The organism is Gallicola sp. Sow4_E12 (assembly GCF_052116305.1).
Classification (GTDB): Bacteria; Bacillota; Clostridia; order Tissierellales; family Peptoniphilaceae; genus JBQKLI01.
Genome location: NZ_JBQKLI010000003.1, coordinates 77683 through 92227, shown reverse-complemented (window position 1 = coordinate 92227; position 14545 = coordinate 77683). Strand labels below are relative to the sequence as shown.

10 protein-coding genes are annotated in these 14545 nt (G+C 36.3%); 2 read left to right on the top strand and 8 right to left on the bottom strand.

Features of this window, described 5'->3' with window-relative positions:
- Positions 1 to 3: 3 nt before the first annotated feature.
- A complete protein-coding gene (locus ACTQ46_RS02640; protein WP_441747330.1) occupies positions 4 to 1473 on the bottom strand; it encodes a DUF6056 family protein in 1470 nt (489 codons plus the stop codon).
- Positions 1474 to 1617: 144 nt separating this feature from the next.
- Between ACTQ46_RS02640 and ACTQ46_RS02635 the strand changes: the two genes are divergently transcribed.
- The gene (locus ACTQ46_RS02635) at positions 1618 to 2394 is read left to right on the top strand and encodes a hypothetical protein (protein ID WP_441747329.1); all 777 of its coding nucleotides are present in this window, start codon (positions 1618 to 1620) and stop codon (positions 2392 to 2394) included.
- Between the two features lie 100 nt (positions 2395 to 2494).
- On the opposite strand, the gene ACTQ46_RS02630 is transcribed toward ACTQ46_RS02635, so the two are convergent.
- The gene (locus ACTQ46_RS02630; protein ID WP_441747328.1) at positions 2495 to 3316 is read right to left on the bottom strand and encodes a PIG-L deacetylase family protein; all 822 of its coding nucleotides are present in this window, start codon (positions 3314 to 3316) and stop codon (positions 2495 to 2497) included.
- Positions 3313 to 3921 (bottom strand): GNAT family N-acetyltransferase, encoded by a 609-nt coding sequence (locus ACTQ46_RS02625; protein WP_441747327.1) that lies wholly within the window; start codon positions 3919 to 3921, stop codon positions 3313 to 3315. Before ACTQ46_RS02625 ends, ACTQ46_RS02630 begins: the two co-directional genes overlap by 4 nt.
- A gap of 112 nt (positions 3922 to 4033) precedes the next feature.
- Between ACTQ46_RS02625 and ACTQ46_RS02620 the strand changes: the two genes are divergently transcribed.
- Complete coding sequence (locus ACTQ46_RS02620) at positions 4034 to 5107, top strand: GNAT family N-acetyltransferase (RefSeq protein ID WP_441747326.1); 1074 nt, start codon at positions 4034 to 4036, stop codon at positions 5105 to 5107.
- Positions 5108 to 5284: 177 nt separating this feature from the next.
- Here ACTQ46_RS02620 and ACTQ46_RS02615 read toward each other — a convergent pair whose 3' ends face one another.
- The 5 genes from ACTQ46_RS02615 to ACTQ46_RS02595 form a co-directional block, all read right to left on the bottom strand.
- Complete coding sequence (locus tag ACTQ46_RS02615; protein WP_441747325.1) at positions 5285 to 7561, bottom strand: cell wall-binding repeat-containing protein; 2277 nt, start codon at positions 7559 to 7561, stop codon at positions 5285 to 5287.
- An 800-nt stretch (positions 7562 to 8361) separates the two neighbouring features.
- Positions 8362 to 9198, bottom strand: a complete 837-nt coding sequence (locus tag ACTQ46_RS02610; RefSeq protein ID WP_441747324.1) for a P-loop NTPase — start codon at positions 9196 to 9198, stop codon at positions 8362 to 8364.
- Positions 9199 to 9375: 177 nt separating this feature from the next.
- The gene (gene ypfJ / locus ACTQ46_RS02605) at positions 9376 to 10266 is read right to left on the bottom strand and encodes a KPN_02809 family neutral zinc metallopeptidase (RefSeq protein ID WP_441747323.1); all 891 of its coding nucleotides are present in this window, start codon (positions 10264 to 10266) and stop codon (positions 9376 to 9378) included.
- A gap of 365 nt (positions 10267 to 10631) precedes the next feature.
- Positions 10632 to 11453 carry a metallophosphoesterase gene (locus ACTQ46_RS02600; protein ID WP_441747322.1) on the bottom strand — a complete coding sequence of 274 codons (822 nt, stop codon included), beginning with the start codon at positions 11451 to 11453 and terminating at the stop codon, positions 10632 to 10634.
- Between the two features lie 319 nt (positions 11454 to 11772).
- Positions 11773 to 14544, bottom strand: a complete 2772-nt coding sequence (locus tag ACTQ46_RS02595) for an FtsX-like permease family protein (protein ID WP_441747321.1) — start codon at positions 14542 to 14544, stop codon at positions 11773 to 11775.
- Position 14545 lies beyond the last annotated feature (1 nt).

The window sequence follows — 14545 nt, the reverse complement described above, 5'->3', positions numbered from 1 at the left end:
TACCTACTTTTCTGTCTTAATTATTAAATCTCCCGGTTCATTATAATAAAACCCATTCATCATTCTCCTATTATCCGGATCTACAATAAATTCCGGATGAGGATAGTTTTTGACTTGTATTTCCAGACCGCCCTTATCCATTGTATTTTTTATGCGCAATAAATTTACATTATACTGATTTTCATTCTCTATCATAGGGACGGCCCTTCTTGCGAGTATAAGTATCAACAGTGCCGATCCCACAGTAATAAGATACCGGTTAAACTGCTTTTTCCCGAACATGTCTTCATCAAAAGACAAAACAGCCAAGATCATAAAAAATATCATCATCAGATAGTAGTCCTTTGCTAAAGGCGAATGGATAAAAAGATTGATCATAAAATTGATAAAGATTCCTGATAAAACCAAAAACCAGGTTCGTCGGTTCTCTCTGTTTTCAATCCCGTGGAATCCGTAAATCATCAGATATAAACAAAAGACCGCATGAACAATAAAATCAAGCTTCATCATGGAGCTGTCGCCGCCTCTATAGATACTGTTTAACTGAAAGAATTCCAAAGGAACCACCTTCGTTAAAAGAGCATAGAGGAAGAAGCACCCAGCAATAACCGCCATAGGAAGATCCAGCTTCGTGTAGTTTTTGCGATAGCGGCTGATAATCCCTATAAGAATCACTACAAATACGGAAAAATTAGTAAAAGGAGATGCCGCTCTAAAGTTGTGATAATATTCAATAAAATTGTCGGAAGCAATCCCGGTTTCATTGGCAAAAACAGTCAACCCTTCTAAAAATGTGGCCGGAGAAGAAAAAAGAATAATCGTACCGATAACCGTTCCAACGCTCCAGCATATTGCCTCTATAGATATCTTGCCGGTACCCCTCTTTTCATACACCAAAAACACAAAACTTAAGGGTAAAAATACTAAGGTAAGGGTCTCGGCGAAAAGACAAGATGCCATCCCTAAAAAAAAGAAGAACACTGCCAGAGGGATTTCTCTTTTTCTTTCTGGATCTCCCTGACCCATCTTCATCCATAGAAGGTAGATCAGAAAGAAATAAACCGGAAATACTTGATAGAAAAAACCTGTATTCCAGAAAAGAACTTGTGAGAGCAGGGGTATCGAAAAGGCTGTAAAAAACAGAAACACTGCTAAAAAACTCATCGTATCTTTACGTTTAGACATTCCCCAAATCACAAAAATCGTTCCTAGGATAAACAAGGCTTTAACAAGATCTCTCAGCCATTCCGGTACCATAAGAAGATAAGAGAAAAGATTCCCCAACACTTTCCCGTCCACATTCTGATACTGCTGCCCTAAAAGCCCGAGAAAGCCGGATGGACTTCTATCTCTAAAACCAACACGATACCAATCCGTACCGCTGGGCTGTGCATGCATCATCATAAAAAAAAGTATAACAGCTGTTACAGCCATTACTGTATATAAATAGTAATCGTATTTTTTCTTTTCCATCTCTTTACCCCGCTAAAATAATCTCTACTTTGATAGTATCATAAGAAAGAATTCCTTTCATTCTTTCTACTAAAACATAATCATTATGCCACTTCTATTCAATAATACTTTCAAATATAGTATATTCTAAGAGAGGTGAATCCTATGAAAATAATAAAGAAAATTTTCTCTATGGCAAAAGTAGAACTTTTAAAATTAAAATATGAACATAAATTCACTCTGGAAGACAAGCCCTTAAAATATATGTTTTTCCCAGAGGACAGCCCCTATCTCATCGTAACTTTCTCCGGTTTTTCGCGAAAAGGAGCAGGAGCCCGGTATAACTATATAAAAAGCTTTCAAGATATTCAGGCAAATAAACTCTTTATCTTAGATAATTACGGACCGGATGGAGTAGAGGGCTCCTATTACTTAGGAGAAAAGAGAGACTTCTTCTTAGACCGGGCTGTAAGCTTTTTAATAAAAAACACCGCTTGTGAAAGAGGAATATCAAAAGACCATATTATCACTGCCGGAAGCAGCAAAGGGGGCTATGCGGCCATCTATCAAGCCCTGAAAAACAACTACGGCTATAGTGTTGTCGGTGCTCCCCAAGTTTATCTTGCAGACTATCTTCAGGAAGTAAAAATGGAGTATATCGACTATATTATGGGGGATCATGGGAAAGCAACTCAGGAAGAAATGAATCAGCTGATTACAAATTTCCTTGTCCCTTCCTCCCAGACAAAATTCTATATCCATATCAGTACCGAAGACCACCATTATAAAAATCATATCCTCCCTTTCACAAAAGTTTTGGACAGGTATGGAATATTCTATGAACTAGATAAAGAAAGTTATACAAACCATGGAGATGTGGGAGAATATTATAAGAATTATGCAGCGGAAAAAATCAAAGAAATAATCGAACAAAATACATAATCTTATCTTGAAATTAAACCTTTTATTAAAATAACTTCTACTAAAAAAGAGTTGGACTGCAGCGGATGCAGTTCAACTCTTTTTTACTCTATCTCCACGATTATACTGTTTTTCTAAAACTTCTATGATTGCCAATACGATATTTTGGAAGGTCTAGTTCACTCAAACTTTCCATCCGTTCTTTAAATTCCTCTTTGCTTAAGTCGCTAAAATACTCCGCTGCATAAGAACCATTTTCTAAAACTTTTCCTTTTCTACGATTCAGTCTTTGGAATATATCAAAGTCCATTGTCTTTTCTTGAGAAGGGAAAAAAGAATATAGATTTCTCTTTCGAAGGAATAGTTCCCGATTCATTGCTGCATATGAATTAATCCAATGATCCGGCATGAGATTGCTCACTTCATAAAACACAATCCTGCAATGCTCTGGAATATTATCTATCATGGACAACAAAAGACCTGTCGTTTGCCGATGGATGGGATGGGCATCATAGGGAGAGACCGTAAAAATTCTATCGAATTGTTCCTCTATAATTATCTGCTTTAGTTTTTCTTTTTTCAATTCAGCTTCTTCTATAAATCGGTCCTCTCCAACACCTAAAAATTCTACTCTTTTTATATTTAATTCTTTTGCAATTCTTAGGGCTTCCCTGCTTCTTTCCTTAACTGTATCTTCGTAGTTATGAGCCGAAAGACTTCCTCCGCTGTCTGTACTATAGCAGAGTATATGTTCCTTAGAACTCTTTAACAGATAGGCACCCATACCTATCGTTTCATCATCTACATGGGGCACAAGGACCAAGTTCTTTTCTTTTTCTGCAATGGGTTTAAGGGAAAATTTTTTATTGTATAATTTATGGATCAATCTTTCATTATATAGACGAATAGGTCCTCTTAAAACTCGCGCTAATTGTTCTTTCATCTTTCCACAACCTTATTATATTTCTTTCCATTCCAATTTTTGAAATACACTTTTCCAATCCTTGAAAAGCCCATTTTATTCATCGCCGACATCGATGGTTTGTTGGATTCATCCACTAAGTCAAGGGCATATTGATAGCCTCTATTTTTATAAAATCTCATTTCATGATGAAAAGCCGTATCCGCAACACCTTGTCTGCGATACTTTTTAAAGGTATAGAGATCATATAAATACATCTCATTCTTTTGAAGTTTCCTCTGGTAACCGGATTCCTCTTCTTCTAACGATCCTATTGAAGACCATAAATAACCGCAAATATCGTTCTTGTACTGAACAACGATCCCTCTATGCTGCGGATCCTTGATCCTGTTTAAAAAGATACTCTTTTTTCTTTCATCAAATTCTTCAGGATAATCTTCTGCTATTTTTTCTATCTCTGCTTTATCTATTACTCTGCATACAAAATTCTCATTTTCTATAGTATTCTCCAGCATCGTAGTTATTTCAGCTTTTAAAATATAGAAGGTTTTATATATTCTAGATTTTCCTCTTTTTATAACACCGCTAAAACCTTCTGAACGAATCACTTCCTTAAATCTCTCCATCTCTTTCTCCTTTTATATTCTTATACCTTTATTAAACATGAATTCGATTTATAGATCAAGCCCAATTCCTTCCTATCTCTCTTATGCTATAATCATTTTAGGAGGAGAACGCATGGATAAAAAAATAATAACAAGTTACGATGAATTTTTAACACTAGAAGAAGACTGGATTCGATTGGAACAACAAGATCCGGATGCACTCGTCTATAACTCTTTTTCCTTTACAAAATCATGGCTCAAAGTTTATGAAAAAGACGATGACATCTCTCCCCTTATCATTGTCCTCTATCATAATGATAAAATAGCAGGCATTGGACCCTTTTATATATTAAAACGAAAAAAGCTGTTTCTTAAATGGCAGGAGCTTCATTTTATAAATCAAGGAGATTATCATAATCTTCTGCTTGACCGCTCCATCCTCTCTAATGTTCAAAAATTTATTAAAGAAATTGTAGAAACGATAGAAGAAAAAGGCAGCTTATGGGATAGAATGGTTCTTTCTTATATTGATAGCAAAAGTGATTTAGCTCATTATTTTTTAAAGAACGAAAAATACAATCCTCTTCTGAAATATCTAGTTGAATCACCCACTTTATATCTAAATAAGTTTGAAAATTTCAATGACTTGAAAAGGGGATTTTCGAAGAATATTAAAAACTTTAAAAACAAGCTAAAAAAAGAAACAGGCTATACTTTTGAAATACATAACTCGATAAACAGCGATCTTTACGAGCAGATTGCACAGCTGCACCGGATGGAACAAAAGTATTTGCAAGAAGAAAAGAATAAAACTGCTCGAAGGAGCCTTTATAATGATGCCTTAAGAAACGAGTATATCGAGCTTGTCTCAAAACAATCCCCCGTTATTCTGTTTTTATTAAGAGATAGCCACGGTGAAATTATATGCTACAACTATAATTTCGTGTTCAAAAAGAGGCTTTATTCTTGGAATATCGCTTACAATCCTACATTCAAACAGTATAGAACAAATTCTGTCCTCTATTATGATCTCTTGCATTATCTTTACGAACGTGATGATATCTTAGAATTTGATTTCGGGGCAGGACGGTACCCATGGAAATACCGCTGGACAAAAGACTTTTATGTATTATACGAACTTGATTATTGGAAACCCAGAAATCAGATGACGGCTTTATTATCAAAATATATGAAACATAAAAAATAGAACATTTTAGAATTTCACCTTAATATTACATTTTCTAACTCTATAAAACAAAAAGTACTGAGCAATATCGCTTCGGTACTTTTTGTTTTATAAAATAGAATAATTGCAGATATTTGCGAAAATACAAAAAAAGAGATGAGCTATGCTCATCTCTTTTGAATTGCTTTTATTCTATTCTTACTTGCTTGCTTCAAGAACAGCAGTGTTTAATTGGCCTTGTACATTTGTAGAAACTGCATTTGTACCACCAAGAATAACTACATCAGTAATTTTGTGTTTAACGATATAGTCTTTAACTGCTGGAGTTAAGTTAGCTGAGTTAGATAAAAGAATAGGAGCTTCTTTTTCTGCTGATAAAGCACCGCCAACTAAAGCGTCAGGGAATCTTAATCCGCCAGCAACAAATGCGCTACCAGCTTGTGGGAAGAATCTTTCAGCTACTCTCATTGAAGTTAACTGTCTGTTTTCTCCGTAGATTCTTTCTTTAGTTGCAATGTTTAAGTTAGTGTAAGTTGCAGGAGTAATCGCTGCGTCTCCACCAACTACAATACCAGATACAACTTTGTAATCGTTGATTACTTTTGTTGTTTCAGCAGGTACAGCGTTTGGAGCTGTAAGAAGAATTGGTGCTCCGTAGATAGCTGCAGGTACAGATGCTACTAATGCATCAGCAAAGTCCATTCCAGATGCTACGAAAGCTTGGAATTCAGTATCTACGTTCGCTTCTTCAACGTCGATCATTGGAAGAACTCCACCATTTAATGATGCAATTCTTTGAGCAACTGCTGCTGAAGTTCCGTAACGGTTATCCCCGAATAAACGAGTAGTAGTTAAACCTTGTTTTTCTAAAGCGGATTCTAAAGCTGGGTTAACAGCTGCAGTACCACCAAGGATAATAACACCTTCAACATCATAATCTTCGATGAATTTTTCAACAGATGGAGCAAGTTTATTGCCATCAGTTAAAAGGATAGGTGCATCATAGTATTTAACTAAACCATTTGCAGTTAATGCATCTGGGAAGTCCATACCATTAGCAAGGATAACAGTTTTCTTACCGTTTAATGGATCAGTTTCTGGTAAGTTAACTTGGTTAGCGCCTAATTCATTAGCGTTAGCATATAATTTTTTAGCTACTTCTACAGAAGTATCAAAACGAGTATCTCCATAGATTCTCTTAACTAATTGGCTTGCGCCAGTTGGTACTAAGTTGATAACAACTTCGCCATTTTGAGCATCAATGATACTAGCAGTTAATGTAACTCCTTCAGGAACTGAGTATCCATTAGCTGCAGTTACGACTGCTCTAAATGGTAATCTGATTTCTTTGAAACTATCTTCGTAATCGACATCATCCTCAATAGCATCGTCGCTTAAATATTTTAATAAGTCAGCAACTTTAACATTTGAGAATGTTACTTCTCCGTTAGAGTTTGTTTTTCCTGTTGCAATTGCTTCTCCGAAAGACTCAGGTCCGAATAATTCAGTTGAGTTCTTTTGGATTTCAACAGTTGCGCCTTCTACAGCTACTGTAGGATTGTTTAATCCTCTAACAATAACTTTAAGATCTGCATAGTTTTCACCTAATACAGGTAATGTTAATACAGCTTGTCTATCTTTAGAGAAGTTTGTAAATACTACGATATCATCGTCAGTATCATAAGCTTTATCTTTACCAGCTTCTACTAAAGCTACGATTGGAAGACCTTCGCCAGAAACGTAGTTTTTAGCTAGTTCTAATGTTGCATCAGAGAATACAAATTTACTGTCAACTGCGATATCTCCGTTGTCATTGTTTCTTCCAGCTGGTACTCCGAAATTACCTAAGTGTCTATCATAGTCTACTTGGTTGATTGCATTAGAATCACCATATACATACTCGCCATTCTCAACTTCTACTGCATAAACTCTTAAGTCAGTAGCAGTTTCAACTGCTTTTCCTTGAGTATCGCGAGTGTAGATAGTATATCCATCTGCATCTGCTGGGTTAGCTAATTTGAATTCGAATTGGAATTCTGAAGGGGCTTTAACGTCTAAAGCTACTTCATTAACTACTACAGGTTCTCCATCTTCCATCTTTTCAGTGATTGCTTTAACTGAAGAAATTTGACCTTTTGCATTTGTAGTTATAGCGAACTTGTTAGGAGTTCCCTCTACTACTTCTTCGATTTCCATTTCTACTACATAAGTAGTATTTTCAGTTAAATACTCACCATCTGTTAATTCGTATTCACCTCTAGCTAATCTTTCGATTTCACCAGGTTTACCAGGTTCAGTAGTTGCTGTACCGTCGTCTGTTTTTAGTCCGCCTTTTGTTACCACAAATTTAATTTGTGTGTGATTAGGATCAGCTGGATCTACTACACCTGTCGCTGCGAATGCAGGAACGGTAGCAAGAACAACCATCGCTAATGCTAAAACAAAAGATAGGACTTTTTTCATGGAACTTTTCATGATAAAAATCACTCCTTCTTAAATTTTTCCCCTCGCTTCTTTGCCACCTTTTAAGACAAAGGCAAGTCCCGGATCCGAAGATCCTTTACTTGACTAGACATCATCACTCTGTGCACCCATCGATACAATGGGCAATGGAAACTGTAGCTTGTAGATACAACACAGTCCTCTACACAACTATAGTAGCCTTACACATGATCGATGTACTACGTAGTTGTGAGTTCCGATGCCTTCTTAATACAGTAAACAAGAAGAAAGGAATTATTTTGTACACTACTATTATACCCTCAATTCCGTTCTCTTACAAGTCTTGGAGCGTTTCTCTAAGAAGTATAAGATGTTGAAAGAAAGTGTATTATTATAATGTACAGAAATAAACTAACGGTAAAGCTTTACCGTCTTCAAATATTATAAATGGCTTGTAACTTTTTTGCAACCTTTTAAGAAAAAAACGGTAAATCTTAAGCTTCTTAACAAAATAAATAATTATAACAGCTGTTAATAAGCTCATTTTTTATATAGTTTTAATTTTAAATATATCTTGTTTTAGAATATGAAATCGTTTTTTCTCCCTTTCACTTTAAAGTATCTGAGATCTTTTTTAACAATTCCATAAAAATCTCTAGTTCCCCTCTATTGTAAAAGCATTTTTTGTTATTTTGATTATTATTACTTTTTTGTAATTTAAAAGGAGATCTTAAGTATAAGTCTCCTTTTATCTGCATTATTCTATTGAAAGTATAAAAATTTATTATAATATGCCTTTTTAAATTTTATTTTCAGTGAATTTGGTGAAGCATTTATTCATGAAGGCTTTCCACTGCATTTAAAACATCTGCTATTTCTAAAATTTCTATATCGAAAATCCTTCCTGCATCGGTGGCTTCGGATATTTTAGGATCGATAGGGATTTGTCCAAAGGTATCGATATTTTCTTCCTGTGCTATCTGAGAAATTTTACTCTTTCCAAAGACTGAAATTTTCTCATCGCAGTTTGGACATTTTAAATAACTCATATTTTCTACCACTCCAATAATCGGAATATTCATCATATCCGCCATTTTAATCGCTTTTCGTACGATCATAGAAACAAGGTCTGAAGGCGAAGTTGCAATAACAATTCCATCAATGGGCAGGGATTGGAATATCGTAAGAGGTACATCTCCAGTTCCCGGAGGCATATCTACAAAGAGAAAGTCCACTTCTCCCCAAGCAGCTTGATTATAAAACTGCTGGATAAGATTTGTAATCACAGGACCTCTCCACAATACAGGATCGTCCTCATGCTCTAGAAGCATATTTGTACTGATAATCTTTACTCCGTTTTCAGCTTCGCTTGGGATTAAAAGCCCCTCTTCATCCCCTCGTGCTTTTTCTGTAATTCCAAAATATTTTGGAATACTGGGTCCAGTGACATCTGCATCCAATATTCCTGCAGTATACCCTCTTTTTTTCATTTCGGAAGCAAGAAGGCTTGTCACTAAGGATTTTCCAACTCCTCCCTTTCCGCTTACTACACCAATAATCTTCTTTATATTTGATTTGCTGTTTTGTTCTATTAAAAGGCTTTGTTCTTCTTGTCTAGAACTGCAAGTTTCCCCGCAGCTAGAACAACCGCCGTCGCAATTATCTGACATAATCTTCCTCCTATATCGTTAAAATTTACTGCCATTTCTTATTTTATTCCTAAGCGTTGTGTTTTTCAAGAGAAAAAGAGATTTTAAAAAAAGTGTGAAGTGTGAGAGAGGGGAGCGATAGGTGTCAAGGTAGCTGACACCTATCGACTCCCCTCTCCCCACTGCACACTTTCTTTTCTAAAGTTCTTCATAGGGAATATTAAAGGTGTCTCCGCCTTTTAGGCTTCCGCTTTCGTATCCTTTCATAAACCATCTTTGTCTTTGTTCTGCTGTTCCGTGGGTGAAGTTGTCCGGCATTACTCTTCCGGTCATTCGTTCTTGCAGAACGTCGTCCCCTACAGCAGATGCAGCGCCTTGAGCTTCTTCAATATCTCCGGCTTCTAGATATCCTTTGCCTTTAATATGATTTGCAAAGACTCCTGCGAAATAGTCTGCTTGAAGTTCCAGTCTGACAGAATACTCATTATAGCGTTTTTCAGAAACTCTTCCTTTGAATCCCTGAACCTGCTCTAAAATGCCTAATTCGTTTTGAACATGATGGCCTACTTCATGTGCAATAACATAAGCATAGGCAAAATCACCCGGCGCTCCGTACTGTGTATGAAGCTGATTATAAAAATTCGGATCGATGTAGACACCGTGATCTCCTCCGCAATAGAAAGGTCCCACATTGGAGGATCCTTGTCCGCAGGCTGTATTTACAACTCCTTGATACAGTATGAGCTGAGGATAATTGTATTGCAGATTATTGTCCGCAAAAATTTGTCCCCAAACATCTTCTAAATCCGCAAATACCGTTGAAGAAAAAGCCTTCAGTTCATCATCTTGTCCTGCTTCTTCCGACATTTCCATTCGTTGCGTGCTGTTTTGTTCATAAGGAATGACAGCTCCTCCGCCGCCTCCCCCCATCATATCTAGAGGATTTACCCCCGTAAACAAAGATATAATGAGAAGCAGCGCGATACCTCCGCAGCCAAGTCCTCCTGCAGCCATCCCGCCGCCCATTCTTCCGCCGCTGCCGCGCAGATCGGTAACGTTGCCGCTTTGTCTACGCCCTTGCCATTTCATAAATTTTCTCCCCCTTAGCCATATCAAGATAGTATTTGACTATATATACCCTTCTCTATTCCACTTTTAACGTAATACCTTGATAAGTTGGAAAAGAGCTGATTTATTTCTTTAACAGGATCTTGAGGACACACTTTTGTCAAATAAATACTTGAAAATAATTTTGCCGGCTATAGGGGCAGAACTAAATCTATGCTTTTCTTCTGCTCTCTCTTATTACACAAAAACGAATATATCTTTTGAACCCTTTTCTGCTGCCATTTCTGAAAGGGCTGAATGTTTTCAAATTGCGAGCCGGTATCTTTTTTTCATAACGGCAGCTTGTATATGTTTTTAATTTTCATATTAAAAGTAAAGGATAAAAATTACTTATTCTTAAAGTTCACCACTACAAGTTCAGGTTTGTTATAGAATCTAGGTATTCTTGTAGATTCTCTGCTTAATCCCCTGCTTACAATCATCTTAAAATTATAAATTTCGTTTATGCCCATTGTATATTTAGGGAACAAGCCTTGATTCGGCGCATAGATCCCTTTTTCTAGAATAAAAGGCAATCTCCATTGTCCGCCATGGGCATGACTTGAAAATACATAGTCAATATCTAATCTTCTATAATATTTAACATCTTCCGGTCTATGGGCTAATAAAATAGATATACTATCGCTTTTGAATTTTCCCAATGTTTCAAACTCTGTCAGATATTGTTCCCCTATCTCAGGATCATCTAAACCTAAAATATTAACTAGATTGCCCTTTACATTTATTTCTTTTATATTTCCTTCTAAAACCTCAATACCCAAGCTCTTAATTTTTCTTTTTATATATTCCTGTTTGCCAGACCATATTTCGTGATTGCCTGTAACATAAAAAACCGGATAACTCTTAGCTAAGTCTTTAATAGTATCAAATCCTGTCTGCATAGGAAGTTCGTCATCAATAATATCTCCGCCCAATAGGATCAGATCCGGTTTTTCTGATTTAACTTTCTGCAACAATTCTTCTTGTTCTTCTCCATACTTGCAGCTATGAGTGTCTGCAATAAACACAACTTTCATCTCTTGTTTTACCCTGTGATCATAGATATCGTATTTTGTTGTCTCTATATTACTATTTAATCCATTAATAAAAATTGCAACCAGCACAAATAAAATTACATACAAACTTTTTCTATTTCTTATTTTTCTCATATCTTCTACAAACTCCATTGATTATTATTTTTAAATTCTCGGCAATCTATTTTGCCTTGTCTATTGTTGTAAGCTTCCTGTCCTTATCATCCTATGAGCTATATATTCACAAAAAAACAATCAAAAAAAGTCTACAATCCTTACACGATCTTACGATATTGCAACGTTTACAGACTCAAATATAATATGTTAGCAACATTTTTTCTACTTTTTTTTATAAAAGAAAAGAGAGTGGATATTTTCCTACTCTCTTCCTCCAGTTCTCAAAAAGGATACTATTTTAAAATCATTTCCGGATGGATATTTTAATGAGTATCCGCTATTCTATTGCTTTTAACGCTTCAACCATATCAATTCTCTTAAGCATTCTGTGAACGATAAGCATTACAATTACAGAAAACAAAAGGGTAATCCCTGCGGAAAGGATGAAGTTTGATGCGTGAAGTGTGGGGTCCATCATTTGGCTGTCGCCCATAAGAAAATCTAGGATTATCTTGTGCATAAGATATCCGATAATATATCCTGCTAAGATTCCGATGATCGTCAGCAGCATAGTTTCCCGATAGACATAGGCTGTTACTTCTTTCGGATAAAACCCTAATACCTTTATCGTAGAAAGCTCCCTTTGTCTTTCCGATACGTTGATATTTGTTAAATTATATAACACCACAAAAGCGAGCATAGATGCTCCTATAATTATGATGTATACCATGACATCGATGGATTCTACTAGATCATTTGTATATCCTTGGAAGGTTTCTGTATTTATTGTTGCTGCAGCAGCATCTAAATTCATAATCTCTAAAAGCAGAGCATCTGTTTCATCTGTATTATGATCCTCCGTAATCGCCATATCTGCATTGAATTCTACATTTTCATCCCATTCTGTATTGAGATACGCCGGTGCTGCAAAGATATAGTGTCCGATATAGTATTCGCAGATATCCGCTACTTTTAGCTTAACCTCTTCTCCCTTGTTATTATAAAGAGTGAAAAGATCGTCTTTTTTCACATTAAAAATTTGGGCTGTTTTTTCTGTAAGGACTATCCCCTGGTTTGTGAGAGGTATTTCCTCATCGGTACGGGGTTTGCGGAGATTGACATATCCTTTGAAAGCTTCTGCATCTTCCGGTGAAATTAATGTAATGTTTTGTGTGATTCCGTCCGTGCTGTTTCTCTGGAATTCTTCCATATAGATATTTGTGCTTTGTTTGATTCGTTTCTCTTTATCGATTTTTTCATTGTATAGCGCAATATTTTCATCAGAAGCATTATTATTATAAACCGATATAAAATCGTATTGTATAATCTGATCAAACTGTTTTGTCATCGTCTCTTTTATAGAATCTCTTATAGCAAATCCCATAAATATCAGCGCCGTACAGCCTGCTACTCCGATTATCGTCATAAACATTCTCTTTTTATAACGGAAGATATTTCTCATAGTTACTTTGTGCAGGAAGCTGAGTCTTGTCCATAGCGGTGTAATTCTCTCTAGGAAAATTCTGGTTCCTCCTTTTGGAGATTTTCCTCTTAATAATGCTGCCGCATTTTCTCTTAAGGACTTTCGAAGGACGAGATATGCTACGCCGGATGTACAAACAAGTCCTACTATTAGAGCTAGAATATTAACATCCCATCTCCATGAACTTTTTACATCCTCAAAGATATAACCTACAGAGTAGGCTCTCGCTATATAGAAACTAATGAGCTTAGTGCCTATAATGATCCCAAGTATCGTTCCGATAAGACTTGCAACTGCTCCATAAATCAAATATTTTCTGCTGATTTGATTGTTGGAATATCCCAAGGCTTTTAATGTACCCACTTGTATTCTTTCTTCATCGATCATACGAGTCATTGTGGTCAAGGACACAAGCATGGCGATAAGAAAGAAAAATACCGGAAAGATATTGCTGATGATATCCAGATTTTCAGCCGCTGTAAAGTATCCATAGAGAGAAGATTCGTCGACTCTGCTGTCTACATTGTAGCTCGGCTCTATGATAAGATTTCTGTTTTCCCGTGCTTCTTGAATATCTTCTTCTGCCTTTTGGAGATCTTCATCTGCTTCCTTTTTTTCTCTATCGTATTCTGCCTTGTTTTCATTAAGTTCTTCTTGAGCTGTGTTTAAGGCATGTTCTCTAGCTGTCAGTTCTCCGGGAATCGGTGCTCCCATGGCGCGGATTTGAGACATTTGATTTTCAATAGCCGCTCTTGCGTTATCTATTTCTTCTTGAGCATCGGTCAGCCTCTGCTGTCCATCCGCTAAATCTCTTCGGCCTTTTCTAATTTCTTCTTGTCCCGTTACTATACTATCGTTTATTTCAGTTATCATAGCATCCTGTTTTTCTTTCGGACGATCTCTTAAAAGCTTTTGGAATTCTGACTGATGATCTTTAATTCGTCTATTATACAGGGGATCTGAGGTTGCTATTCCTTCTAAATTCTCAAAACGATACCTTGCTACAGAATATTTGTCCGCTTTAAAATGTTCTTTGAGTGTAACTGCAAACCCTTTTAAAGATCCATTTCCTTCCGTTGTAGAGCCTTTATTTCCTTCTGTAATATATTCTGGGTTGATGCCGAAACCGGATACTGTATAGTCATATCGATCTAGGAGAGACTCTTCCTCTCCTTTTGCTTCTTCTTGTTCAAAAGAAATGGTATCCCCTATTTTATATTCACTCATTAAATCCCGATCTAAAAGAATTTCTCCCGGTTTTTCCGGAATGTTCCCTGCGACAACTTGAGTTAGGGAGATCTCTTCATTCATGTTCTGAAGGCGTATTACCTCCTCTTTATCTTTTATTAACAGATCCGCATTATATCCGTATTCTAATGCTTCTACACCTGTTTTTTGATTGAGCTGCTGTAGATCTTTATCATTAAGTCCAAATGTAGAACGGACTGTTATATCCTGATAGCGAAGATCTTCTAGGAAGGTATCCCCTTGTCCAGTCATTGCAGGACCGGTCACTTTGAGACCTACAAAAACCGCTACTCCTATCATGATCATAATAATAAGGGAGAGAAGTCGTGGAAATGATGATTTTATTTCGATTAATATATCTTTGTGCAAAGCTTTCATA